Below are 23,800 nucleotides of genomic sequence, written 5' to 3' on the forward strand. Positions count from 1 at the left end.
GTGAGTGCAGAGATTTCGGGAGGCGTCGTCGTGATCGGCGATGCCCTGATCGATGAGATCCGTGACGATACCGGCATCCGCGAGCTGGTCGGAGGAGCAGCGCTCAACGTCGCCGTCGGACTGCGGCGGCTGGGTGTGTCCACCTCGCTGATCGCCATGGTGGGCGACGACGTGGCCGGTGCGCACATTCGCGAGTACCTGCACGACCATGACGTGCGGCTGATCGCGACCCCTGCGCCGAACGGATCTTCGCGCGCGATCGTCACGCGCTCGGCGACCGGTGAGCCGAGTTACGTCTTCAACAGGGCGGCGCAGCAGCGCACCATCCGCTACGACGCGGCAGCACGCGAGGCGATTTCGCAGGCATCCCTCGTGGTGATCAGCTGCTTCCCGTTCGACGTCCCCGGGGAAGTCGCGGCTCTCCGTCCGGTGCTCGAGAGCGCACGGGTCGCGATCGATCCGAACCCGCGGTCAGGGATGCTCAGCGATCGGGACGCGTTCGTCACCGGGTTCGAGTCGCTGGCGGAGGACGCCGAGATCATCAAGGTCGGCGCGGACGATGCGGGGCTGCTGTACGACGGCGATCTCGATGCGCTGCGCGCCCGCCTGCGCGGACTCGGTGCCGGCGCCGTGCTCGCGACGGCGGGGGCGGATGGCGCCGTTCTCGAGTCGGATGCCGGGACGTTTCAGGCTCCCATCGCCACGCTCCCATGGCCGGTCGTCGACACGGTCGGCGCGGGCGATGCGACGCTCGCGGCCGTGGCCGCGGGGCTCGTCGATGGAGCGCCGGTCGACGATCACGGCTGGCAGCGACTGCTCGACCGGGCGATGGCGGTCGCCGCGGCGACGTGCCGCGCGGAGGGGGGACTGCTGCGCACGCCGGAGTCGCTGTCCAAGCGCGATGGAGCGGGTCTGAGCACCTGAGGGCTCGATTTCTCCCGCTCGCCTCCCACGGGTATGATGGATTTTCGTGCCCCCGGTTGGCTGGAGAAGCCGGACGGGTGCGCATTGGCGAGTTACCCAAGCGGCCAAAGGGATCTGACTGTAAATCAGACTGCTCAGCATTCGGGGGTTCGAATCCCTCACTCGCCACGTACTTCCTCGAAGGGCCCCGCACAGCGGGGCCCTTCGTCGTTCGCCAGTGCGCCGCCGCCCGCGGCCCCCGTGCCGCGGCGCACTTCATAGACTGGAGCGATGCGAGCGCTCACCGAAGCAGACGTCCGCGCCAGTTTCGTCAACGCCGAGGCGGATGAGCTGCGCGTCATGGAGATGCCGCACGACTTCGTGCTCACCGACTGGGACTACCTCGACTTCTTCGCCTGGCGCGATCCATCCGTCGCCAGGCGCGGCTACGTCCTCGCGCAGCTCGACGGCGGCGTCGTCGGCATCGTGCTGCGGGCGACGGACCCAGGGCGAGCGCGCAACGGTCTGTGCAACATCTGCCACACGCTCCAGCCGGGCAATCAGGTAGCCCTGTTCTCCGCACGTCGCGCCGGAGCGGCAGGGAGCCGCGGCGACAGCATCGGGACCTATATCTGCGCCGACCTCTCCTGTCACGAGAACGTGCGGCTCGCGCATCCGCTCGCTCCGAACGAGATCAGGGCGTCCGGCCAGGTCGACATGCGGTTGGACGGCACGCGTCGACGTATGGAGGGCTTCGTCACCCGCGTGCTCGAGGAGTCCTGAGCTCGTCACCGCGGTTACGCTGGACGGACCTGTCCTGCGCATCGAAGGAGACGCCGTGAGCGACGCCATTCTGCTGTCCGTGTCCGAGGGGATGGCTCGGCTGACGCTGAACCGTCCGAGCCGACTCAACGCCTTCAACGCGGACCTCGCTCACGCGTGGCGCGACGCGACGATCGAGGCGACGACCCGCGACGATGTGCGCGCGATCCTGATCGATGCCGCCGGGCCCGCGTTCTGCGCGGGCGGGGATGTACTCGACATGGCGTCCACGATGGGGTCCGGTGCCGAGATCTCAGCGCTCGCCGAGGTCATCAACTCCGGCATCCGCGCGCTCGTCGAATCCGACGTGCCCGTCGTGACGGCAGCGCACGGAACGACGGCCGGCGGCGGCCTCGGCATCCTGCTCAGCGGCGACTACGCCGTGGTCGGCAGCCGCTCGAAGCTCGGCAGCCTGTACGCGAACATCGGCCTCACGCCCGATCTGTCCGTCTCCGCGCAGCTCGCGAGAGCGATCGGAGAGCGGCGGGCGCTGCAGCTGGTCCTGCAGGACCGGCTGCTGTCGGCGCAGGAGGCGCTCGACTGGGGGCTGGTCGCCGAGATCGTGGACGGAGCGGATGCCGCGGACGAGGCCGAGCGCGTCAGGGCTCGCGCCGAGGAGATCGCCCGGTTCTGGCTCGCCGGGGCCGCTGGCGCCTACGGGCAGGCCAAGCGACTGATCCGTTCGCAGCCGTCCCGGACGTTCGCCGAGCAGCTGAGCGAGGAGGCGCGCTCGATCGGCGCCTCGTTCGACACGGCGGACGCCAGGGCGCGCGTCGCCGGTTTCGCCGCGGCATCCGCTCAGCGCGCCTGAGGGGCCGGTTCCCCCACGGTGCCGAGCGGCTTCTCCCGCGCGTCGGGGCGGCATGGCAGGATGAGAGCACGCAGGCCGACGAGAGGATCGCCATGTCGCAACCGGAGGAAGTCGCAGTCGCGAAGCCGAACGCATCGCTGCTGATCAGAGGGGCGATCTGGATCGCCATCGGAGCCCTGATCGCCGCTGCTCTGGTGTGCGTCGTCTGGGTTCTCATCGGCGACCAGGACGGTCTGATCGGCCGCGCGTTCCTCACGATCCTGCTGCTCGCCGGATTCGCCGGGATCGCGATCCTCGAGGCGGGGCTCGCCCCGAACCGCCCGGATTGGCTGGCGCTGACCAGCATGATCACCTGGATCATCGCGCTTCTGGTCGGTGCGGTGAAGATCTGGCTTCCGGACGACACCGGCTACTTCGGCGGCGGTGCAGAGCGGTTCTTCCAGCTGCTGCTCGTGGTGGGCATCCTGCAGCTCGCGCTACTGCACGTGCGTCTGTTCCGGCCTGCGGCCGATCGCTACGTGACCGTCTTCACCCGCGTCATCTACTACCTCACGCTGGTCTTCCTCGTGGGTCTCGTGGCCATGCTGGTGTTCTACCTCACGTTCCCGCACACGTTCACCTACAACGATCTCTACTGGCGGATCGTGGTCGCGCTCGCGATCCTGGCGGCCGTCGGCACGACGCTGATCCCGCTGCTGAACGCCCTGTTCGCTCCGAAGAAGGAGAAGGCGCAGGCTCCGGCCGCCGTGCAGCAGTGGCCGATGTACGCCGACGGCGCGACGCCGCTGCCGGTTCTCGCCGACGGGTCGCCGGACTGGAACGCGTACTACACCGGCCAGCCCACCGTGCAGCAGGCGGCACTCCCGACCGCATACCCGACCGCCGACGGATACGGCGCCGCCCCGGTCGCGCCGGCCTACCCCGGCGTGCAGCAGGCGCCGGTCTGGCCCGCCCAGGAGCAGGCTCAGGCGTGGTCGGTTCCGGATGCTGCGGCCACGACGGCGCCGGGATGGCAGACCGTGGAGCCTTTCGCTCCCGGTGCGCAGCCGGCCGCAGCCGATTCGGTCCAGGCGACGCCTCCGGCGCAGGAGCAGACGCCTCCTGCGGCCCCGGCACAGCCCGCCGCACCCGAGCAGACCACCGCATTCGCGCCCCCGCCACCGGCGCCTCCCGCGCCGCCGGTCGTCCCGCCCGCGGCTCCGCAGCAGTGAGCGGGGGAGAGGTCGACGCCGCGCAGCTGCACGAGCTCGCGGTCGATATCGCACGCGAGGCCGGCGACCTGGCGAAGCTGCGCCGGTCCGCGGGCGTCTCGCTCGCGGCGACGAAGTCGACTCTGGCGGACATCGTCACCGAGGCCGATCGCGAGGTTGAGGACCTCATCCGCGCGCGGCTCGCCGCCGAACGGCCGGGCGACGGGTTCCTCGGTGAGGAGTCGGCTCCGGATGCCGGTGCCACGGGCGTGACGTGGGTCGTCGACCCCATCGACGGCACGGTGAACTACGCTTACGGCATCCCGTGGTACAGCGTGAGCATCGCCGCGGTTCGCGGGCCAGCACTGCCCGACGAGTGGGAGGCACTGGCCGCGGCGGTCTACGCGCCGGCGCTCGGTGAACTGTTCTCGGCCTGGCGTGGTGGGGGCGCCTGGCACGACGGGCGCGCGTTGCACGTCACGACGGAGATCCCGGCCGGAGCGCTGCTCGCCACCGGGTTCGGCTACGACCCTGATACGCACGACGGAGACCTGCAGACCGTGCGATCGGTCATGCCCATCGCACGCGATCTGCGTCGCGGAGGCTCGGCCGCGATCGATCTCGCCTACGTGGCGGCCGGTCGGCTCGACGGCTACTTCGAGCGCGGGCTCAAAGCGTGGGACCACGCGGCCGGAGCGCTGCTCGTCGAGGAGGCAGGCGGTCGCGTCCGTCGAGTCGACTCGTCGTCGCCGCGCCCGATGCTGATCGCCGCGGGGGTCGGGGCCTACGATCGCCTGAGTTCGATCGTCGCCTGATGCGGCGGGCGCTCATGGCATTCTCAGCGTCCGCCCTGTAGTGTTTATCCATTCGTTACCTTCGTCACCCGAAGACGCAGGTGAGTAAGCGCCCCCGAGCTTGACCGAAAGAATCCCGTTTTGCCCTTCGACACATCCGAGGCTGAGAGTGCGCCCACGCGCCGCTCGAGCCGCCACCGCATCGCGGCCTCCGCGACCCCGGTGGACGAAGTGACCACCGGTGAGATCCGCGAGACGTCGGCCGAGTCCGGTGCCGCCGCACCGCTTTCGCGACGCGCAGCGCGCCAGCGAATGACGCAGCCGATCGCATCGCCCGCGGTCGATCTCTCGCCGATGCCCGCGACGAACGGTGCGGCTCAGCGTCCCGAGGCACCCGCCATCCCCAGGCCCGAGGTTCCCGTCGAGGCGATCCTCGCGGCATCCGTCGTGATCGTGACCTCTCAGACCGGTCCGATCGACGTGCCAGCTGCTGTGGAGGAGGTCGAGGTCGCCGCCCAGGCGACCGCCGACGCCCCGCGCATTCCCCTGGCGCCGGCCGCGGACGGAGACCTCTTCACCGCGGCATCCCAGACCTTCCGATCGCAGGCGACTGCAGCACCTGCCGGCGCCGCTCCGTCCGCAGCATCCGAAGCCGCACCTGCCGAGACGACTGAGCATGTCGCGCCCCGACGCGTGCGCCGCTCGCGCGCGCGCAAGCTCGTCGCCGCCGGTGCGACCCTCGGAGTCATGGGGATCGCCGGTCTGCTCGCCGTGTCCATGACGCTTCCCGCTGAGGCCGTCGCCGCCGCCCAGGGCGCGCAGGTGACGTCAGCGATGTCGCTCGTGGCGACCGGAACCGATGTGCCGGGCGCGGATGCCTCCGATGAAGAGATCCAGGCCTTCGTCGCATCCTCGGATGTCGCGGACCCGAACCTCGAGCGCAGCGAGGACTACTCGACCGTCTCGCTGATCGATGTCGCCGCTGAAGAGGGCATCCAGTACTCCGACGCGCTGTACACGAACGACCCGGAGGCGGCGATCCAGTGGCCGTTCAAGGTCGGCGTGGCGATGAGCTCGGGCTACGGGCCGCGCTGGGGCCGTCTGCACGCCGGTATCGACCTCGTGCCGGGTGACGGCGCCCCGATCCAGGCGATCGCTGACGGCACCGTCCGCATCGCCACGGAGTCCGGTGGCGGGTACGGCGTGACCGCCTATGTCGATCACGTGATCGACGGCAAGGTCGTGACAAGCCATTACTCGCACATGCAGTACGGCTCGCTGCGCGTGAAGGCCGGCGAGAAGATCAAGGTCGGCGACATCATCGGGCTGGTCGGCAACACCGGTCACTCGTACGGCGCGCACCTGCACTTCGAGATCATCGTCAACGGCTCCACGATCGACCCGTTGCCGTGGATGCGGGAGAACGCTGGGCGCTACGACGGGGTCACCCCGGTTTCGTGAGTAGCGCGGGGATCTGGTATTCTCGTGTGGTTGCCTGAACAAGGTGACAACGCCCCGATAGCTCAGTGGCAGAGCACTTCCATGGTAAGGAAGGGGTCGTCAGTTCAATCCTGACTCGGGGCTCGCAGCATTCTCACTTCGATGAGAATGCACGTGCGGCAGGGTAGCTCAGTTGGTGAGAGCGCACGACTCATAATCGTGAGGTCGCGGGTTCAAGCCCCGCTCCTGCTACAGACGAAAACCCCCGGTGATGCCGGGGGTTTTGTCGTTTCCGGGCGTGACAGATCGTCGCGGCGCGACGGGTTCAAACTTCGGGTCACCCTTCGGTTCCCGACGAGGTGCTCGGTGCCGGCGAGAACCGAAGCGTCGCAATCTCGAAGGGGCTGGACGGCGTGCGCGCAATGGCTGTCGGCGTAGCAGGCAACAGATCTCTCGAGACGGGGATGCCGGTCCGCACGACTGAGCTTCCCTTCGGCGCGGCCTCGAATGCGCTGTTCGCGCGTGCCGGTCAGTAGGGTCGCCTGATGGTCACACAACGAACTGTGCGGCTGAGTGACGTGGCCGCCGTGGCAGGAGTCTCGAAGGCCACCGCGTCGAAGGAGCTCAACGGGAGCCCGTTGGTCTCGGCGGCGACGAAGGCTCGCGTACGCGAGGTCGCCGACCGCCGTATCGACGGGCTGCTCGTGGTCGGTGCCGGGTACGGCCGTGTGACGCCGTCGATCACCGATCAGTTCGGAGTCCCGGTGACGTACGCGTTCGCAGCCTCCGACAACCCGGACGATTCGGTCTTCCTGCCCGACAACGAACAGGCGGGCTATCTCGCCGCACGCCACCTCATCGAGGGGGGCCGAACCCGCGTCGCCTACGTGACAGCCGATCATGACGACCTCGCTGTTCGGCGTCGCGAGCGAGGCCTGCGGCGTGCACTCGAGGAGGTGGGGCTGCAACCGGTCGCCACGCTCTACGGGTAATGGCGCCAGGAATGGGGCGACCAGGCCGTTGACCAGCTGGTGACCGCCGGGACCTCGTTCGACGCGGTGTTCTGCGGCAACGACCACATGGGGTTCGGCGTTCTGGACGCGCTGGCGACTCGTGGCATGCGCGTGCCGGACGACGTCGCGGTGGTCGGCGTCGACAACTGGGAAGAGACCATCGTCGATCAGAAGCTGAGGCGTCTCACCACGATCGATCTCGATCTCATGCGGGTGGGCGCTGTCGCCGCCGGAAACATCATCGAACCTGTGCCCGCCGGCGGCGAGCGTTTCGTGGAACCCACGCTGGTCCGGGGGCCCTCGAGCTGATCAGCGGCGTCTCCGGCCGGCGAAGGCGAGGAGGCCTACGCTGATCCGCCACGGCAAAGTTGGCAAAACCGACGGCACGATCAGGGGTGTGCCGTCGTCGAGGTGGTTGATTTTCCGGGGATGCGTTCGCGATTCCTGGCACAGAACCGGCACGTTGCTTGCCGCGCCGTCACGCCCGTTCATACAGTTCCAGCAGGCGGGAAGCACCCCGCCATCGAGCACCGTTCAGATCAGGGCACCTGCAGGCCAGGCCGTGACTACCCACCCGGCAACCTGGCGGCCCCCGAGAACCCGCCAATGGAGGCGAATGATGACGACCGCACCTCACAAGAAGACCCCGGCGAAAGCAGCGATCGCCTCCTGGGTCGGCACGACGCTGGAATACTACGACTTCGCCGTGTACGGCACCGCCGCTGCGCTGGTCTTCAACGTGCTGTTCTTCCCCGAGGACCTGCCAGAGGGGATCAAGGTCCTGCTCAGCATGGCCACGTTCGCGATCGGATTCGTCGTACGACCGCTGGGCGCCTTCATCCTCGGGCCGCTCGGCGATCGCTTCGGACGGAAGTTCGTGATGATGATCACGCTCTTCGGAATCGGCGCCTGCACCTTCCTGATCGGCTGCCTGCCGACGTACGACGAGGTCGGCATCCTCGCACCGATCCTGCTGATCATTATCCGCATCATCCAGGGGCTCTCGGTCTCGGGCGAGCAGGCGAGCGCTATCACCATGACGCTGGAGCACGCCCCGGACAACCGCCGGTCGTTCGCGACGAGCTTCGTGACGAGCGGATCGGCATCCGGTGGCCTGCTCGCCACCGCCGTGTTCATCCCCTTCGCGGCTCTCCCTCAGGAGGCTCTGCTCGGCTGGGCATGGCGCATCCCGTTCTGGCTCTCCGCCGTCGTGGTCGTCGTCGCGTACATCATCCGACGCACACTCGAGGAGCCGCCCGCCTTCCTCGAGACCCAGGCCATCAAGGTGAGCCTGTCGCCGCTCAAGCAGGCCACGCGATTCCACTGGGTCGCGATCACCCGCATCGCGGCCTGCGCGATGATCGCCGGGGTCAGCTACCTGTTCGCCTCCTTCTCGATCTCCTTCGCGACGGTCGGGTTCGGACTGGACAAGGCGACGATGCTCTGGGTCCCTGTCTGCGCGAGCTTCCTGGCGATCCTGTACACGCCGCTCGCCGGCATCCTGGCGGATCGGATCGGGCGCAAGACGGTGTTCATCATCGGGGCCGTTGGCGCCGGCGTCACGACCGTGCCGTACCTGTGGGCGATCACCGAGGGCAACTGGCCGCTGATCTTCGTCCTCGGCATCCTGTGCAACGGCTTCTTCTACTCGACGGCCAACGCCGCGTGGCCGGCGTTCTTCGCCGAGATGTTCCCGAACCGCGTGCGCGTCTCGGGCCTCGCGACCGGCACCCAGATCGGGTTCGCGATCGCGGGAGCGATCGGACCGGTGGCCTCGACCGCGCTGGCCGGAGCGGACCTCACGAACTGGATCGGGCCTGCGGCGCTCGCGATCGGACTCATGCTGATCGCCACCGTCTCCGCGCTGACCGCCAAGGAGACCCGTCGGTACACGCTCGACGAGCTCGACGACGTGCAGCAGACGACGCTCGAGAAGGACACCGTCACCGCTGCGATCGTGCTGCCGGTCGCCCGCTGAGAACCCCGAGACCAGGGCCCCGGACCGTTCAGTCGGTCCGGGGCCCTGTGCGCGTCCGCCGGATCAGCGCGGGGAGGGACCCGTCGACGCGCGCACGGTGAGATGCGCGGAGATGTGATCGATCCGGTCCGAGCGGTCCCGCGTCGCGAACCGCCCGATGAGCATGTCGACGGCCGCTCGTCCCGCACTCTCGCCCGGTGAGGTCACGGTCGTGAGCGGCGGGTGGGAGAACGACGAACCGAAGATGTCGTCGCAGCCGACGACGCTGAGGTCGTCGGGGATCGACACCCCGAGCTGCCGGAAGCGATCGAGGGCGCCGATCGCGAGCACGTCGTTGAAGAAGATGCAGGCCGTCGCTCGCGTCAGCACCACGGCATCGGCGGCGGCCGCACCGTTCGGCAGCGTCGGCTGATACCTGCCGACCGTCACGAGATCGACCTCCAGCGCGGCTGCGGCCTCGGCGATCGCGTCGAAGCGCGCTTGATCCGTCCACGATCCGTGCGGACCCCTGACATAGGCGATGCGCGAGTGTCCGAGCGACTGCAGGTACTGAAGCGACTGCGCAAGCCCGCCAGGGGTGTCGATGACGACACCGGACAGGCCGGGTGCCTCGCGGTTGATGAGGACGGTCGGAGCGATCTGAGCGACCGATCGCAGCGTCTCGTCGTCGACGCGGGGGGACGACACGACGATGCCGTCGACGGTCCGAGCCATCTCGCGCAGCCACTGCTCCTCCATCGGCAGCGATTCCTCGGTGCTCACGATCAGGTGCAGGTAGCTCGCCGCGCGGATCTGCGCCTGAGCGCCGCGCGTCACGTCGAGGTTGAAAGGATTCGTGAGGTTCGGCAGGACGAGCGCAATGGTCCCGCGGGCCAGTCGATCGTCGCGGCTGGGGAGGAGCGCTGAGGTGTAGCCCAGTTCCTGCGCCTTGCTCGTGATCCGCTGGTACATGCCAGGGCTGACCCGGTTCGGATTCGAAAGCGCACGCGAGACGGTGGATGGTGCGACGCCGCACGCTTCGGCGATCTCGGTCAGCGTGACGCGGCGCTGGACTCTGCGTGCCGGAACGACCATGAGAACGTCTCCTCCCGAGTCGCCTTGGCGACGATTTGATGGCACGGTTTGTGCCATCGAATCGAAGTATATGCGCTCAATAGCGACTCAAGCACGGCCTATCTGGCATAGATCTGGCATAGTCCTGCACGATCCGATGCCACAGTTCTAACCTGATCAGGACAGCGCAAGCACTCGGAGCGGAGGTGGCCATGAGCCGGATGATCGATCTCGTCGCGGATCTCGGCGAGGGATTCGGACCCTGGCGGATGGGCGACGACGCCGCTCTGCTCGACGTCCTCACCTCCGCCAACATCGCCTGCGGATTCCACGCCGGCGACGCGCAGATCATGGATCAGACCGTCCAGGCGTGTGTTCAGCGCGGCGTCGGCATCGGTGCGCACCCGTCGTTCCCCGACCTTCAGGGCTTCGGGCGACGCGACATGGGCCTGACGGCCGAAGAGGTCCGCACGGACGTGCTGTACCAGTTCGGCGCCCTGCAGGCGATCGCCGCCTTCCACGGAGCTTCCGTGACGCACATCGCGCCGCACGGCCGCCTCGGCAATCTCGTCGCGGTGCGCGAGGACTACGCGGATGCCGTCGCGACGGCCGCCCGTCGACTCGACCCCGAGCTGATCGTGCTGGCCAAGGACGGCAAGCTCGCGGAGGCGGCACGTGCCGCAGGGCTGCGCGTCGGCATCGTCGGCATCGCGGACAGGGCATACGAGGACGACGGCACACTCGTGCGCCGCAGCGAATCGGGAGCGGTCATCCACGACCCGGCAGAGATCGAACAGCGGACGGTGTGCATGGTCGTCGACGGCGTGATCGAGAGCCGCAACGGCGTCCTCATCCCCGTCGCCTGCGACACGGTGCTCGTGCACGGCGACACCGACGGAGCCGTCGCACTCGCGAACCGGATCCGGGCAGGCCTCGAGGCCGCGGACGTGACGATCGCCCCGCTCGCGGACTGGCTGGAGTGAGGGCATCGTGACCGAGCCCTCCGTCGTCATCTCCGCAAGCGGTACCGCCGCCCTGCGGGTCGCCAGCACGATGGCTGACCGCGAAGCGGGCTGGCGACTCGTCCACCATCTCGCGCGGTACCTGGAATCCGCAGGGGTGCCAGGAGTGGAATGCGTCATCCCCACGTACGACGCCGCACTGATCGAGCTCGATCCGATCGACGTGTCGATCGATCGCCTTCGCGAATTCCTCCTCAACGTGGTCGCGGGGATCGACTGCGAACAGCCGCTCAGTGCCGATCCGCGCACCTTCGAGGTCCCCGTCCTCTACGACGAGGACGGCGAACTTGATCTCGCCGACGTCGCGCGCGCGCAGGGCGTCGCGGTCTCCGACATCATCCGGCTGCACAGCGAGTCGACCTACGTGGTGCGGTGTCTCGGCGCTCCCGGCGGTTCGCCCATGCTCGACGGCCCGCCGTTCCCCGAACCGGTGCCGCGTCTGGCCAGCCCGCGCGCGCACGTGCCCCAGGGCGTCGTGTCCGTCGCCGGACGCCAGGCCACGATCACTCCCGCCGCAGCCCCCGGGGGTTGGGCACTGATCGGACGCACCCCGCTGACCGTGCTGGATCTGGATGCCGAGCCGTTCGTGCCCTACGAGCCCGGCGACCTCATCCGCTTCCGCTCGATCGACAGGGACGAGTACGACGCGCTGCTCGGAACCCGGATGGCCGCGCTGTGAACGCGGGACAGCTGACCGTCGTCGCAGCGGGCTCGACGCAGATCACCGACCTCGGACGCCGACGCGGGCCGAGCTTCGGCGTTCCGGTGAACGGTGCGCTCGACCAGCGGTCGGCGCGCATCGCGAACATCCTCGTCGGCAACGCCGAAGCGGCGCCCCTGCTGGAGCTCACTGCTCTCGACTTCGAGTTCGTCGTGGACGTCGACGTCCTCATCGCGGTGGCAGGTGCAGATGCATTCGTGACCGTCGGCGGCATCCAGCGCGACAGCGATCAGCCGGTGTCCGTGCAGGCGGGCGAGCTCGTCGCGGTCGGCGGCATCCACGGAGGTCTGCGCGCCTACGTCGCGGTGCGGGGCTCCTTCGACGTGCCGCAGCTGCTGGGCAGCTGCGCGCCGGATTCGGTGCTCGGCTTCGGCGGACGACTCGCCGCGGGGGACACGATCCCGGTGCGCGACGAGACAGCGCCGGTCATCAACGACCACTTCGGCTCGGAGCTCTACCGGCTCGCCGTGCCCCCGGCGAGGACCGGATTCATCGTCGACGTCACCGACGGCCCCGACATCGCGGACTTCGGCGAGACAGCCGAGCGGATCTTCGAGCAGCCCTACCTCGTCGGCCCCGCGAGCAACCACATCGGGCTGCGCATGACCGGGCCGCTTCCTGAGCGTCGGTCGCGCGGCGAGGTGCTGTCGCGCGGGGTGCCGGTCGGTGCGGTCGAGGCTCCGCCGGGAGACGAACTGCTCGTGCTGCATCGCGGACGCGGCGTGACGGCGGGTTACCCCGTGCTGGCGGTCGTCACCTCGTATTCACTCGATGTGCTCGCCCAGATCCGGCCGGGGCAGCAACTCCGCTTCCGTCGCATATCGGCAGCGGACGCCGCCGCCCGAGTGCGGGCCGACCGCGCGTCGCTCGATGCCCTCCGTTCTCGCACCGAAAGCGTCTTCGCGGCGCTCGAGGCGCCCTCAGATCCCTCCTTCGAAAGGACCCTTTCATGACCTTCTCCGACTATCGAGTCGCCGTCGTGACCGGCGCGACCAGTGGCGTCGGCCGCGGCGCCGTCGACCTCTTCCTCGCGAAGGGACTCACCGTTCACGCCATCGCGCGCGATGAGAACCGCCTGGCGGCCCTCGCCGAGAAGGGGGTCATCACCCACGCGCTCGACGTCCGCGACACCGCCGCGCTCACGCGCGCGCTGGACGGCGTCGAGGCCGACATCGTCCTCAACAGCGCCGGCGTCAGCCGCGCGGGCAACATCCTGGACTCGTCGGCCGACGACATCGACGACATGATCGAGGTCAACCTCGGCGCCGTCATGCACCTCCTCCGGCTGCTGTACCCGGGGATGGTCGAGCGCGACCGCGGGCACGTGCTCAACATCTCCTCGATCGCCGGGCACTACAACTTCTTCGGCCACACCGGCTACCACGCGACCAAGGCCGCCGTGCACCAGCTCTCGCGCCAGCTCCGCAACGATGCGCTGGGCAAGCGCGTCCGCGTGACGGAGCTGAGCCCCGGGCGCATCGAGACCGAGATCTTCTCGCGCAATCTGGGCGGCACACCCGAGACGGATGCCCAGGCCTGGGCAACCTTCTACGAGGGCTACGAGTCCCTGACCGTCGACGACGTCATCGCCGCCATCGACTATGCAGTGAGCGCCCCCGTGCACGTCAACATCGGGCTCATCGAGCTCATGCCCACATTCCAGGTCCCTGGCGGCCTCACCTTCGACCGCCGCCAGCAGGACGCCGATTAAGGAGAACACCATGGTTCACGTCACGACGAAGATCGAACGGGCCGCAGCCGCGGACATCGCACGGCTGGGCGAGTTCACCGCCGCCACCATCCATGAGGCACAGGGACGCCGCGGCGCCGTCTCCTCGCACATCAAGCCGATCGACGACGCCAGCTCGTTCGTCGGCTCCGCATTCACCGTGGTCTGCGCCCCCCGCGACAACCTCATGCTCCAGGTCGCGATCCACTACGCCCAGCCCGGCGACGTCCTCATCGTCGCGGCGGGGGAGTTCTCCGAGGCCGGAATGTTCGGCGACGTGCTCGGCAACGCCTGCAAGGCCAAGGGGATCGCGGCGCTCGTGACGGATGCCGGTGTACGCGACACCCGTGAGCTGCGCGAGCTCGGCCTGCCGGTGTTCTCCGGAAGCGTGTCGATCAAGGGCACGGTGAAGGAGACCCTCGGCGCGCTGAACCAGCCCGTCGTGTTCGGCGACGAATACATCCGTCCGGGTGACATCGTCAAGGGCGATGCCGACGGCGTCGTCGTCGTCCGCCGTGAGGAAGCGCGCGAAGTCGCCGAGCTCTCCGCCGCCCGTGACGCGCACGAGGCGGAGCTGATCGAGAAGTACTGGGCCGGTGGCACGACGATCGAGCTGTGCAACCTGACCGATGTGCTCAAGGCGAAGGGCCTGACCACCGACATCGAGGACGCCTCATGACCCCGTCCTCCTCCTTCCGCGCCGCGGCGAGGCTGGGGCGCATCAACCCCTCGCCGAGCACGGCGGCGGCCGCCCGAGTGCGCGAGCTGAAGGCGGCCGGCCGCCGCATCCTCGACCTCACGGTCGGAGAGCCCGATTTCGATACGCCCGAGCACATCAAGCAGGCCGCGATCGACGCGATCACGGCAGGGGAGACCAAGTACACCCCGGTCAACGGCACCCCGCGGCTGCGCGAGGCGATCCGCGGATCGCTCCGCCGCACGCACGGCATCGAGTACTCGGATGCCGAACTCACGGTCGGCGGCGGCGGTAAGCAGGTCATCTTCCTCGCGCTGATGGCCACGGTGGATGCCGGAGACGAGGTGCTGATCCCCGCGCCGTACTGGGTGTCGTACCCCGACATGGTGCGGGCGAACGAGGGCACGCCCGTCATCGTTCCGACGTCCGCGGAGACCGGATACAAGCTCACCCCTGACGCGCTCGAGGAAGCGATCGGCGAGCGCACGACCTGGCTGATCCTGAACAGCCCAGGCAACCCGAGCGGTGCCGTCTACACCGAGCAGGAGCTCGCGGGTCTCGCCGATGTCCTGCGGCGCCACCCAGCGGTCTCGGTCCTCTCCGATGAGATCTACAGCGAGATCTCGTTCACCGGGTCTCCGGCGCCGAGCCTCGCGGCCGTCGCACCCGATCTCCGCCATCGTGTGCTGGTCGTGTCCGGAGTCTCGAAGTCGTACGCGATGACCGGGTGGCGCCTCGGCTATGCCGCCGGAGACCCGGCTCTCGTCGGGGCGATCAACACCCTGCAGTCCCAGACCTCGTCGTGCCCGTCCTCGATCAGCCAGGCGGCCGCCGCGGCGGCTCTGGACGGTCCGCAGGACTTCATCGCGGACTCCGTCCCCGTCTACCGTGCTCGCCGCGACGCGGCACTGGCTGGGCTGCGAGCCATCGACGGGCTCACGCCCGTGGTGCCGGACGGCGCCTTCTACCTCTACGTCGACTGCGCGGGCCTGATCGGCAGGCGCACGAGCGACGGACACGTTCTCGAGAACGATCAGGACGTGACGCTGCACCTGCTGGATGAGGCCGGAGTCGCCGTGATCCAGGGGTCGGCGTACGGGCAGTCCCCGTGCTTCCGCATCTCTTTCGCGACGGATCTGGACACCATCACCGACGCGGTCGAGGCGATCGCCGCAGCCGTCGGAGCGCTGCGATGAGCGCGCTCCGCGTCGCTGTCGCAGCCCCCCTGGCGCCCGAGCTGTGCGCGCTGCTCACCTCCCTCGAGCCGCGGATCGATCTGATCGTCGATCAGACGCTGCTGCCGCCGATGCGGCATCCCGCCGACTTCTCCGGTGACCCGTCCTTCACCCGGACCCCGCCGCAGCAGGCGGCCTACGAAGCGATGCTGGACAGCGCGGACGTCCTGTACGGCATCCCCGATGTGGATCCCGCTGCGCTCGCGCGCACGGTCCGCGCCAATCCGCGGCTGCGCTGGGTGCACACGATGGCCGCAGGCGGCGGCGGTCAGGTCCGCGCCGCAGGCCTCACCACTGAGGAGCTCGAGCGCGTCGTCTTCACGACGTCCGCCGGCGTGCACGGCGACGCGCTCGCCGAGTTCGCCGTGTTCGGCGTACTCGCCGGCGCCAAGCACCTCCCCCGGCTGCAGGCCCAGCAGCGCGCCGGGGAATGGGGCGGTCGCTGGATGATGTCGCAACTGTCGGAGCAGACCGTTCTCGTGCTCGGTCTCGGCGGCATCGGCTCGTCGGTCGCGGCCAAGCTCGCCGCCCTCGGGATGACGGTCATCGGAACCTCGCGGTCGGGAGCCAGCGCGCGAGGCGTCGCCCGGACCGTGCATCCGGATGACGTCGCCGAGGTGCTCGGGCAGGTCGACGCGGTCGTCACGACCCTTCCCGGGACGGACGCGACGCATCACCTGATCGGACCCGAGTTCTTCTCGGCGCTGCGTCCGGGCGCGACGATCGTCAACGTCGGCCGCGGGACAGTGGTCGACGAGACCGCGCTGCTCGCTGCCCTCGAATCGGAAAAGGTCGGCTTCGCCGCCCTCGATGTGTTCGAGGTCGAGCCGCTGCCGGCGGAGAGCCCGTTGTGGGCTCACGCGCGCGTGCTGGTCAGCCCGCACACGGCGGCGCTGACCGATCTCGAGGATCGCCGCATCGCCGAACTGTTCGCCGACAACGCCACGCGGTTCCTCGACGGCTCGCCGTTGCGTAACGTCGTCGATACGGTCGAATTCTATTGAGCACGCAGAGGACACGAACATGACCAATCCTTTCGATCTCACCGGGCGCCGCGCGCTCGTGACGGGATCCAGCAGAGGCATCGGCCTGGCGATCGCACGATCGCTGCTCGATGCCGGTGCGCACGTCGTCATCCACGGCCGAGGAGCCGAGGCCGCAGAGGCCACGGCTGCGGCGATCGCGGGTGAATACGGTGCGGATGCCGTGTCCTCTGCGGCTTTCGACATCACCGACGAGGATGCCGTCGCCCGCGGCATCCGCGCCATCGACGAAGCCGGCCCGATCGAGATCCTCGTGAACAACGCCGGTGTGCAGCACCGGGAGCCGATGCTGGATGTGAGTCTCGAGAACTGGGACCGCGTGCTGCGCACCGATCTCACGAGCGCGTTCCTCGTCGGCCGCGAGGTCGCGCGGGCGATGATTCCGCGCGGACGCGGGGCGATCGTGAACATCTGCTCGGTGCAGACCGACCTCGCCCGCCCCACGATCGGCGCCTACACGGCGGCCAAGGGCGGGCTGCGCAACCTCACGAAGGCCATGACGGCCGAGTGGGCGCCGCACGGCGTGCGCGTCAACGGCGTGGCCCCCGGTTACATCCGCACGGAGCTCACCCAGGCGCTCGTCGACGACCCGGCCTTCAACACGTGGGTGCTCGGCCGCACGCCGGCCGGTCGCTGGGGAGAAGCGGAGGACATCGGCGGTGCCGTGGTGTGGCTCTCGTCCGATGCCTCGCGTTTCGTCACCGGCCAGGTCGTCTTCGTCGACGGCGGAATGACGGCGGTGGTGTGATGAGCGACCAGAACCACGCGATCGTCATCCACGAGGCAGGAGACCTGCGCATCGACGAGGTCCCCTCGCCCGTCCCGGCATCCGACGAAGCCGTGATCGACGTCGTCTACGGCGGCATCTGCGGTTCCGATCTGCACTACTGGCGGCACGGTGCGGCGGGGGAGTCGATCCTGAAGGCGCCGATGGTGCTCGGCCACGAGGTCGTCGGCGTCGTCCGCACGGCCGCTCCGGACGGCAGCGGCCCGTGGGCCGGAGCCCGCGTGGCCGTGCATCCGGCGACGCCGGCGAAGGAGTACGTGCGCCACCCCGCGGACCGGCCGAACATCTCCGGAGGCGGCTACCTCGGCTCCGCGGCGCGATTCCCGCATCGTGACGGAGCGTTCGCGCAGCAGATCGCGCTGCCGACGCGGATGCTCCGCGTCCTCCCGGACGAGATCGATCTGCGCGAGGCGGCACTCATCGAGCCGGCGAGCGTCGCGTGGCACGCCGTCTCACGCCTCGGCGATGTGACGGGACTGTCCGCCCTCGTCGTCGGCTGCGGGCCGATCGGGCTGTTGGCGATCGCCGTGCTCAAGGCGCGCGGCGCGAGCGAGGTCACGGCAGTGGATCTGCACGACCGGCCGCTCGAGATCGCGAAGCAGGTCGGCGCCGACCGCGTTCTCAAGCAGCCGGATGCGGCCGATGTCGCCGCGATCGACGCGGACGTCGTGATCGAGTCCTCCGGGCATCACAGCGGGCTCGACATCGCGATCCGCGGTGCATCGCGCGGTGGTGCGGTCGCCATGGTCGGGCTGCTGCCGAGCGGCCCGCAGCCGGTGCAGATCTCGTTGGCGATCGCGCGCGAGCTCGATCTGCTCGGATCGTTCCGCTTCAACGACGAGATCGACGAGGTCATCGGTGCGCTGGCGGACGGATCGCTCGCGATCTCGCCGGTCGTCAGTCATGTCGAACCGTGGAATGCGGTCGAGCAGGCGTTCGCGCTCGCCGCGGATCCCACGGTCTCCAGCAAGGTGCTGCTGGCGTTCGACTCGGCGGACTGACCCGTCGGCCCGCACAGGGCCTTCGTCTCGATAGAGTGCTGAGCATGTCTGCGACGAAGGTGTTGTTCATCGGTGGAACCGGAATCATCTCCTCGGCGGCGAGCGCCCTTGCGGCGCAGCGCGGCATGGAGGTGACGCTGCTGAACCGGGGGCAGTCGCGTCGCGCGCCGGCCGACGGCGTGGAAGTGCTCACGGCGGACATCTCGGATGCCGCGGCCGTTGACGCCGCTCTCGCCGGGCGCGAGTTCGATGTCGTCGCCGACATGATCGCCTTCACCCCTGAGCAGGTGCAGCGCGACATCGACCGCTTCGAGGGGCGGACGGGGCAGTACGTCTTCATCAGCTCGGCGTCGGCGTATCAGAAGCCGGTCGCGCGGCTGCCGATCACCGAGTCGACGCCGCTGCGCAACCCGTACTGGCGGTACTCGCGGGACAAGATCGCCTGCGAGGATCTGCTGTCGGCCGCGTACCGGGACCGCGGGTTCCCCGTCACGGTGCTGCGTCCGTCCCACACGTACGACAAGTGGACGATCCCGGCGTTCGGCGGCTGGACGGCGATCGACCGCATCCGTCGAGGCGAGGAGATCGTCGTGCACGGAGACGGCACCTCCCTGTGGACGCTGACCCACGCGCGCGACTTCGCGGTCGGCTTCGTCGGGCTGCTCGACAACCCGCTCGCGCACGGCGACACGTTCCAGATCACCAGCGACTTCGTCTACACCTGGAACGAGATCTACGCGATCCTCGGCCGCGCGGCAGGCGCAGAGCCGAAGATCCGGTACGCCACCAGCGCCGCGATCGAGCAGGCCGCCCCCGGGCGCGCCGGTCAGCTGACCGGCGACATGGCGCACTCGGTCGTGTTCGACAACACGAAGATCCGCAGCGTGGTTCCGGATTTCCGCCCGACCACAGCGCTGCATCACGCCGCGCGCGAGATCATCGACTGGCACGACGCGCACCCCGAGCTGCAGCGGGTCGACCCGGCGATGGACGAGCTCTTCGCGCGGCTGCTCGCGTAGTTCAGAGCCGGGAGTCGACGGCGCCGCCGACGGCCTAGACACCAGAAGTACACCAATCGAGCGAAGGAGCTGGATATGACGCGTCCGATCACGTTGTTCACGGGGCAGTGGGCTGATCTTCCGTTCGAGGAGGTGGCTCGGCTGGCGGGGGAGTGGGGGTATGACGGGCTGGAGATCGCCTGCTGGGGCGACCATCTGGATGTGGCCCGTTGGGATGACGAGGAGTACGTGCAGTCGCGTCGCGACATCCTCGAGCGGAACGGGCTGAAGGTGTGGACGATCTCGAATCATTTGGCGGGACAGGCGGTGTGCGATGATCCGATCGATCAGCGTCATCGTGACATTCTCAACGATCGGGTGTGGGGCGACGGCGACCCGGAGGGCGTCCGGCAGCGGGCAGCCGAGGAGCTCAAGATGACGGCCCGAATGGCCGCCGCGCTGGGTGTGAGGACGGTGGTGGGGTTCAGCGGGTCGTCGATCTGGAAGGGCGTGGCCATGTTCCCGCCCGCGTCCGACGAGTGGGTTGCGGCGGGGTATCAGGACTTCGCAGACCGGTTCCATCCGATTCTGGATGTGTTCGAGGAGGTCGGGGTGCGGTTCGCGTTGGAGGTGCATCCGTCCGAGATCGCGTATGACTATTGGACGGCGAAGCGCACGTTGGAGGCGATCGGGTATCGGGAGAGTTTCGGGATCAACTTCGATCCCTCGCATTTCATGTGGCAGCAGCTCGATCCGGTGGCGTTCGTGCTGGATTTCGCGCCGCATATCTTCCATGTGCATGTGAAGGAGTCGGTGACGAACCTGGACGGGCGCAACGGGGTGCTGGGTTCGCATCTGCCGTGGGCGAATCCGCGCCGCGGGTGGACGTTCGTGTCGACGGCGCATGGTGAGGTGCCGTGGCATCCGTTGTTCCGTGCGTTGAACGCGATCGGGTATGAGGGGCCGACGAGTGTGGAGTGGGAGGATGCCGGCATGGACCGGTTGCAGGGTGCTCCGGAGGCGTTGGCGTTCGTGCGCGAGTTGAACGCGATCACTCCACCGGCCGCGGCCTTCGACGCCGCCTTCTCCACCCGAACCGACTGAGGCGAAGCGGGCCCGGAGCATGAAACCCGGGCCCGCTCGCACTCGTCACCCGCGGAAGGCCTCGACGTTCTCCCGCGCCCACTGGGCGAAGGTGCGACCCGGCTGTCCCGTGAGCCGCGTGACCGTGTCCTGGACGGTCTGCCCGACCTCCGGCGGATTCTTCGCCAGCTCGAGGCCGAACGCGACGTACTCCTCGTCGTGGCCGAGCGCGCGCAGCCGCTCGATCTCCTCGTCCTCGTCGAGGTGGATCCACTCCACCCTCTCGCCGAGCGCCTCTCCGAGCCGGGCTGCGCGCTCGGCCGGTGTCAGCGCCTCCGGACCGGTCAGATAGTAGAGCTGACCGTCATGCCCGTCCTCGGTCAGCAGGACGATCGCCGCCGCCGCGATGTCATCGGCGTGGACCATCGCACTCGGCCAGTCGGCGAGCGTGCGGACCCGTCGGTGCTCCGCGACCTCGGGAGCCCACTCGAGGGCATTGGTCATGTACTCGACCGGGGCGAGCTGCGCCCAGGCGACGGTGCCGGTGCGCAGCGCCGGTTCGAGCGTGCTCTCGACCCAGCCGCCGAGCACGCTGATGCGACGGACGCCGGATGCCGCGGCCAGCGCCACGAGGTCTGCGCCGTTCTGCAGCGGTGCGCCCGTCGCCCCGTCGAAGGTGATGAAGTGCACCGCTTCGCATCCCGCCATGGCGGCGCGCATGCTGTCGAGATCGGTCAGGTCGCCCTGCACAGCGACCACGCCGTCCGGGAACTGCGCCCGTTCGGGGGTGCGGGTGAGCGCGCGGACGCTCTCGCCTCGCTCGGCGAGCTGCGCCACGACGTGCCGTCCCACGTTGCCTGTCGCTCCGGTCACCAGAATCGTCATGAGGAGTTCCCTTCATCGGTTGAGGGCTTCAGTCTGCTCGGCATCCAGGACAGAAACTGTCCGCAAAGCGAACGCTCTCTCCAGAACCGGTCATGAGCACCGTGACCGGTCACAGGCATGGCAGGATCGGAGCCATGCCTCTTGCACCTGCCCGTCTCGAAGACGTGACCATCCGGGATCCGTACCTCCGCAACGCCGCCGAAAAGACACTCGACTACGTGCTCGATCTTGATCCCGAACGGCTGCTGTTCTCCTTCTACCGGCTCGCCGGCCTTCCGCCGACGACGCCGGAGGGCTACGGCGGCTGGGAGCGGGAAGAGGGCACCCGGTTCCAGGGGCACTTCTTCGGGCACGTGATCTCCGCGCTGTCCCAGGCGTACGCGGCCAGTGAGGATGCCGCGACGCGCGAGCGCATCCTCGAGCGCCTGTGCGCCGCCGTCCAGGGGCTGGAGCGCTGCCAGCAGGCGTACGCGGCGGCGCATCCTGACTCTGCGGGCTACGTGTCCCCGTTCTCACCCGACCTGCTGCCCAGCGGCGGCGACGGCCTGCTCGTGCCGTTCTACAACCTGCACAAGGTGCTCGCCGGTCTCCTCGATGCGCATCGGTACGCGCCAGCGGCGATCGGTGCGACCGCCCTGCGCGTGGCGAGCGGATTCGGCGGCTGGATCGAGACGTACGCCGCCGCGCTGGAGGAGCCGGCGATCATCCTCGACACCGAATACGGCGGTATGAACGAGGCGCTCTACCGGCTCTACGCGATCACCAGGGACCCGGTGCACCGCCGCGCGGCCGAGCGGTTCGATGAGACCGACCTTTTCCGGAGCCTGGCGGCCGGCGACGACATCTTGGCCGGACGGCATGCCAACACCACGATCCCGAAGCTCGTCGGCGCACTGAAGCGGTACACGGTGCTGTCGGCACGTGCCGATGACGACGCGGACCTCGAGATGCACCGCGCCGCGGCCGAGAACTTCTGGCGCATCGTCATCGACGATCACACCTACGCGAACGGCGCGAACAGTCAATCCGAGCACTTCCACGCGCCGGGAACGCTGTACGCGCGGGCGAACAACGGCGCCGTGACCGGCTACGGCGAGAACTCGACGGCCGAGGGCTGCAACGAGTACAACATGCTCAAGCTCAGCCGGGCGCTGTTCGCGCTGACGGGCGACGTCCGCTACGCCGATTACGACGAGCAGGCGTTCCTCAACAGCATCCTCGCGTCCCAGAACCCGGAGACGGGCATGGTGACCTACTTCCAGCCGCAGCGGGCCGGCTACGCGAAGGTGTTCGGCCAGCCGTACGACCAGTTCTGGTGCGATCACGGCACCGGGATCGAAAGCTTCACCAAGCTCGCCGACGGCATCTACGTGCTCGACGCCGACACGGTCGTCGTGAACAGGTTCGTCTCGAGCGAGATCCGGATGACGGAGCGGAATCTGCGCCTGACGCAGGACGCCGACGTTCCGCGGGAGGAGATCGTGCGCTTCCGCGTCGAGAGCCTGGACGGCGGGCCGGCGTCGGTCACGCTCCGGCTGCGCGTGCCGTCCTGGGTCGCCGAGGCGCCGACGCTCGCGGTGAACGGACGTCCGGTCGTGGCCGAAGCGAACGGCGGATACCTCGCCGTCGACGTGTCCGCCGGCGATGACGTGACGTACACGCTGCCTGCGGAGATCCGGATCTCGGACGGCACCGAGAACGAGAACTGGGTCGCGTTCACCTACGGCCCCGTGCTGCTCGCGGCAGAGCTCAGCCGGGAGAACATCGACGCGACGTACACCGCCGGCGTGCTCGTGGAGATGGGCGTCGCCGACCGCTCGCTCACCGGCGAAGTCGTCGTCGATGACCCCGCGTCGTGGAAGCAGTCGATCGCGGACCACCTCGTCCGCATCCCGGACGGCAAGGACGGCGGGCTGCGCTTCGGGATGCGGAACGTCGACGACGCGTCGGCCGCGCTCGTCTGGGAGCCGTACTTCAGCCAGTACGGGGTCCGCTACGCCACCTACGTGACGCTCGTGGCGCGCGGTGCGGAATCGGATGCCGCGACAGCCGGCTCCGACATCATCGACGCGCTGACCTCGTTCGACAACAACAATTCCGAGGCGGACAAGAACCACCGCTTCCACGCGTCGGCCGTCGGGGTGCGCAGCGGTGCGCAGTACCGTGAGGCCGCGGCCGATGCGGACGCTTTCTTCGAGTACGAGCTGATCGTCGATCCCGAAGCGGACGTCAACCTGCTGGGCATCCGATACAGCGGGCAGGATGCCGGGCGCACGTTCGATGTGCTGCTGAACGGCGAGCTGTTCCGGCGCGAGAGCGTCGAGGACCCGCACGGCGACGGCTCGCTCTACGAGCGCGTCGACGAGATCCCCCGCGACGTGCTCGCGGCCCATGGGATCAAGCGCGATCAGCACGGCGGCTTCGCGCAGGATGCCGCTGGCCAGCGGATCCCGATCGTCACCGTCCGGTTCCAGAGCGTCGGCGGGACGCCCGTCGGCGGCGTCTACGGCGTGCGGACGCTGCGGGGCCCGCTCGTGCGGTGAGCGGGAAGCCCTGTCCTGCTCGTTGAGCGAGCTCGGCGGAGCCACCAGGGTC

The 23,800-nt window shown here is 68.9% G+C and carries 21 protein-coding genes, 3 tRNA genes and 1 pseudogene; 23 read left to right on the forward strand and 2 right to left on the reverse strand.

Going from position 1 to position 23,800, the window contains the following annotated elements; genetic code table 11:
• The 11 genes and pseudogenes from ACWAT3_RS07190 to ACWAT3_RS07240 all read left to right on the forward strand — a co-directional run bounded on the left by ACWAT3_RS07190 (position 1) and on the right by ACWAT3_RS07240 (position 8,951).
• A complete protein-coding gene (locus tag ACWAT3_RS07190; RefSeq protein ID WP_460797081.1) occupies positions 1-924 on the forward strand; it encodes a carbohydrate kinase family protein in 924 nt (307 codons plus the stop codon).
• 86 nt (positions 925-1,010) lie between these two features.
• A tRNA-Tyr gene (locus ACWAT3_RS07195) sits at positions 1,011-1,092 on the forward strand.
• 102 nt (positions 1,093-1,194) lie between these two features.
• Positions 1,195-1,686, forward strand: coding sequence for an FBP domain-containing protein (locus tag ACWAT3_RS07200; RefSeq protein ID WP_460797083.1), 492 nt, complete (start codon positions 1,195-1,197; stop codon positions 1,684-1,686).
• Between the two features lie 55 nt (positions 1,687-1,741).
• Positions 1,742-2,536: an enoyl-CoA hydratase/isomerase family protein gene (locus tag ACWAT3_RS07205; protein WP_460797084.1), complete on the forward strand. Its 795-nt coding sequence runs from the start codon at positions 1,742-1,744 to the stop codon at positions 2,534-2,536.
• A gap of 92 nt (positions 2,537-2,628) precedes the next feature.
• Complete coding sequence (locus tag ACWAT3_RS07210; RefSeq protein WP_460797086.1) at positions 2,629-3,747, forward strand: hypothetical protein; 1,119 nt, start codon at positions 2,629-2,631, stop codon at positions 3,745-3,747.
• The gene (locus ACWAT3_RS07215; RefSeq protein ID WP_460797088.1) at positions 3,744-4,541 is read left to right on the forward strand and encodes an inositol monophosphatase family protein; all 798 of its coding nucleotides are present in this window, start codon (positions 3,744-3,746) and stop codon (positions 4,539-4,541) included. Before ACWAT3_RS07210 ends, ACWAT3_RS07215 begins: the two co-directional genes overlap by 4 nt.
• 120 nt (positions 4,542-4,661) lie before the next feature.
• Positions 4,662-5,981, forward strand: coding sequence for a M23 family metallopeptidase (locus tag ACWAT3_RS07220; protein WP_460797089.1), 1,320 nt, complete (start codon positions 4,662-4,664; stop codon positions 5,979-5,981).
• Positions 5,982-6,032: 51 nt separating this feature from the next.
• Positions 6,033-6,104 (forward strand) — tRNA-Thr (locus ACWAT3_RS07225).
• A gap of 34 nt (positions 6,105-6,138) precedes the next feature.
• Positions 6,139-6,212 (forward strand) — tRNA-Met (locus ACWAT3_RS07230).
• A 293-nt stretch (positions 6,213-6,505) separates the two neighbouring features.
• Positions 6,506-7,282: pseudogene (locus ACWAT3_RS07235) on the forward strand (LacI family DNA-binding transcriptional regulator).
• A 310-nt stretch (positions 7,283-7,592) separates the two neighbouring features.
• Positions 7,593-8,951 (forward strand): MFS transporter, encoded by a 1,359-nt coding sequence (locus ACWAT3_RS07240; RefSeq protein WP_460797091.1) that lies wholly within the window; start codon positions 7,593-7,595, stop codon positions 8,949-8,951.
• Between the two features lie 63 nt (positions 8,952-9,014).
• On the opposite strand, the gene ACWAT3_RS07245 is transcribed toward ACWAT3_RS07240, so the two are convergent.
• Positions 9,015-10,025: a LacI family DNA-binding transcriptional regulator gene (locus ACWAT3_RS07245; RefSeq protein WP_460797092.1), complete on the reverse strand. Its 1,011-nt coding sequence runs from the start codon at positions 10,023-10,025 to the stop codon at positions 9,015-9,017.
• 191 nt (positions 10,026-10,216) lie between these two features.
• Between ACWAT3_RS07245 and ACWAT3_RS07250 the strand changes: the two genes are divergently transcribed.
• From ACWAT3_RS07250 to ACWAT3_RS07300, 11 genes are all read left to right on the forward strand, one after another.
• Complete coding sequence (locus ACWAT3_RS07250) at positions 10,217-10,987, forward strand: LamB/YcsF family protein (protein ID WP_460797094.1); 771 nt, start codon at positions 10,217-10,219, stop codon at positions 10,985-10,987.
• 7 nt (positions 10,988-10,994) lie between these two features.
• Positions 10,995-11,705 carry a 5-oxoprolinase subunit B family protein gene (locus ACWAT3_RS07255; RefSeq protein ID WP_460797095.1) on the forward strand — a complete coding sequence of 237 codons (711 nt, stop codon included), beginning with the start codon at positions 10,995-10,997 and terminating at the stop codon, positions 11,703-11,705.
• Positions 11,702-12,700 (forward strand): 5-oxoprolinase subunit C family protein, encoded by a 999-nt coding sequence (locus tag ACWAT3_RS07260; RefSeq protein WP_460797097.1) that lies wholly within the window; start codon positions 11,702-11,704, stop codon positions 12,698-12,700. Before ACWAT3_RS07255 ends, ACWAT3_RS07260 begins: the two co-directional genes overlap by 4 nt.
• The gene (locus ACWAT3_RS07265) at positions 12,697-13,458 is read left to right on the forward strand and encodes an SDR family oxidoreductase (RefSeq protein ID WP_460797099.1); all 762 of its coding nucleotides are present in this window, start codon (positions 12,697-12,699) and stop codon (positions 13,456-13,458) included. Before ACWAT3_RS07260 ends, ACWAT3_RS07265 begins: the two co-directional genes overlap by 4 nt.
• A gap of 10 nt (positions 13,459-13,468) precedes the next feature.
• Positions 13,469-14,155, forward strand: a complete 687-nt coding sequence (locus ACWAT3_RS07270; protein WP_460797100.1) for a 4-carboxy-4-hydroxy-2-oxoadipate aldolase/oxaloacetate decarboxylase — start codon at positions 13,469-13,471, stop codon at positions 14,153-14,155.
• Positions 14,152-15,369 carry an aspartate transaminase gene (locus ACWAT3_RS07275; RefSeq protein WP_460797102.1) on the forward strand — a complete coding sequence of 406 codons (1,218 nt, stop codon included), beginning with the start codon at positions 14,152-14,154 and terminating at the stop codon, positions 15,367-15,369. Before ACWAT3_RS07270 ends, ACWAT3_RS07275 begins: the two co-directional genes overlap by 4 nt.
• Positions 15,366-16,412 (forward strand): D-2-hydroxyacid dehydrogenase, encoded by a 1,047-nt coding sequence (locus tag ACWAT3_RS07280; RefSeq protein WP_460797104.1) that lies wholly within the window; start codon positions 15,366-15,368, stop codon positions 16,410-16,412. The genes ACWAT3_RS07275 and ACWAT3_RS07280 overlap by 4 nt, the downstream gene beginning before the upstream one ends.
• Positions 16,413-16,431: 19 nt before the next feature.
• A complete protein-coding gene (locus tag ACWAT3_RS07285) occupies positions 16,432-17,199 on the forward strand; it encodes a glucose 1-dehydrogenase (protein WP_460797106.1) in 768 nt (255 codons plus the stop codon).
• Positions 17,199-18,239: an L-idonate 5-dehydrogenase gene (locus tag ACWAT3_RS07290; protein WP_460797107.1), complete on the forward strand. Its 1,041-nt coding sequence runs from the start codon at positions 17,199-17,201 to the stop codon at positions 18,237-18,239. The genes ACWAT3_RS07285 and ACWAT3_RS07290 overlap by 1 nt, the downstream gene beginning before the upstream one ends.
• Positions 18,240-18,283: 44 nt before the next feature.
• Positions 18,284-19,258 carry an NAD-dependent epimerase/dehydratase family protein gene (locus tag ACWAT3_RS07295; protein WP_460797109.1) on the forward strand — a complete coding sequence of 325 codons (975 nt, stop codon included), beginning with the start codon at positions 18,284-18,286 and terminating at the stop codon, positions 19,256-19,258.
• A 75-nt stretch (positions 19,259-19,333) separates the two neighbouring features.
• Complete coding sequence (locus ACWAT3_RS07300) at positions 19,334-20,341, forward strand: sugar phosphate isomerase/epimerase family protein (protein ID WP_460797111.1); 1,008 nt, start codon at positions 19,334-19,336, stop codon at positions 20,339-20,341.
• Positions 20,342-20,386: 45 nt separating this feature from the next.
• On the opposite strand, the gene ACWAT3_RS07305 is transcribed toward ACWAT3_RS07300, so the two are convergent.
• Positions 20,387-21,205 carry an NAD(P)H-binding protein gene (locus tag ACWAT3_RS07305; protein WP_460797113.1) on the reverse strand — a complete coding sequence of 273 codons (819 nt, stop codon included), beginning with the start codon at positions 21,203-21,205 and terminating at the stop codon, positions 20,387-20,389.
• Positions 21,206-21,339: 134 nt separating this feature from the next.
• Here ACWAT3_RS07305 and ACWAT3_RS07310 point away from each other — a divergent pair, with 134 nt between their 5' ends.
• The gene (locus tag ACWAT3_RS07310; RefSeq protein WP_460797115.1) at positions 21,340-23,748 is read left to right on the forward strand and encodes a beta-L-arabinofuranosidase domain-containing protein; all 2,409 of its coding nucleotides are present in this window, start codon (positions 21,340-21,342) and stop codon (positions 23,746-23,748) included.
• The last annotated feature ends 52 nt before the right edge of the window (positions 23,749-23,800 follow it).

The sequence above is a fragment of the Microbacterium sp. GXF0217 genome, from assembly GCF_054798195.1.

What these genes read in the sequence shown, in the direction of transcription:
- ACWAT3_RS07265 (WP_460797099.1), top strand. Translation starts at nt 12,697, where the DNA reads ATGACCTTCTCCGACTATCGAGTCGCCGTCGTGACCGGCGCGACCAGT.
- ACWAT3_RS07295 (WP_460797109.1), top strand. Translation starts at nt 18,284, where the DNA reads ATGTCTGCGACGAAGGTGTTGTTCATCGGTGGAACCGGAATCATCTCC.
- ACWAT3_RS07245 (WP_460797092.1), bottom strand. Translation starts at nt 10,025, where the DNA reads ATGGTCGTTCCGGCACGCAGAGTCCAGCGCCGCGTCACGCTGACCGAG.
- ACWAT3_RS07305 (WP_460797113.1), bottom strand. Translation starts at nt 21,205, where the DNA reads ATGACGATTCTGGTGACCGGAGCGACAGGCAACGTGGGACGGCACGTC.
- ACWAT3_RS07250 (WP_460797094.1), top strand. Translation starts at nt 10,217, where the DNA reads ATGAGCCGGATGATCGATCTCGTCGCGGATCTCGGCGAGGGATTCGGA.
- ACWAT3_RS07290 (WP_460797107.1), top strand. Translation starts at nt 17,199, where the DNA reads ATGAGCGACCAGAACCACGCGATCGTCATCCACGAGGCAGGAGACCTG.
- ACWAT3_RS07310 (WP_460797115.1), top strand. Translation starts at nt 21,340, where the DNA reads ATGCCTCTTGCACCTGCCCGTCTCGAAGACGTGACCATCCGGGATCCG.
- ACWAT3_RS07200 (WP_460797083.1), top strand. Translation starts at nt 1,195, where the DNA reads ATGCGAGCGCTCACCGAAGCAGACGTCCGCGCCAGTTTCGTCAACGCC.
- ACWAT3_RS07270 (WP_460797100.1), top strand. Translation starts at nt 13,469, where the DNA reads ATGGTTCACGTCACGACGAAGATCGAACGGGCCGCAGCCGCGGACATC.
- ACWAT3_RS07285 (WP_460797106.1), top strand. Translation starts at nt 16,432, where the DNA reads ATGACCAATCCTTTCGATCTCACCGGGCGCCGCGCGCTCGTGACGGGA.
- ACWAT3_RS07210 (WP_460797086.1), top strand. Translation starts at nt 2,629, where the DNA reads ATGTCGCAACCGGAGGAAGTCGCAGTCGCGAAGCCGAACGCATCGCTG.
- ACWAT3_RS07300 (WP_460797111.1), top strand. Translation starts at nt 19,334, where the DNA reads ATGACGCGTCCGATCACGTTGTTCACGGGGCAGTGGGCTGATCTTCCG.
- ACWAT3_RS07275 (WP_460797102.1), top strand. Translation starts at nt 14,152, where the DNA reads ATGACCCCGTCCTCCTCCTTCCGCGCCGCGGCGAGGCTGGGGCGCATC.
- ACWAT3_RS07240 (WP_460797091.1), top strand. Translation starts at nt 7,593, where the DNA reads ATGACGACCGCACCTCACAAGAAGACCCCGGCGAAAGCAGCGATCGCC.
- ACWAT3_RS07280 (WP_460797104.1), top strand. Translation starts at nt 15,366, where the DNA reads ATGAGCGCGCTCCGCGTCGCTGTCGCAGCCCCCCTGGCGCCCGAGCTG.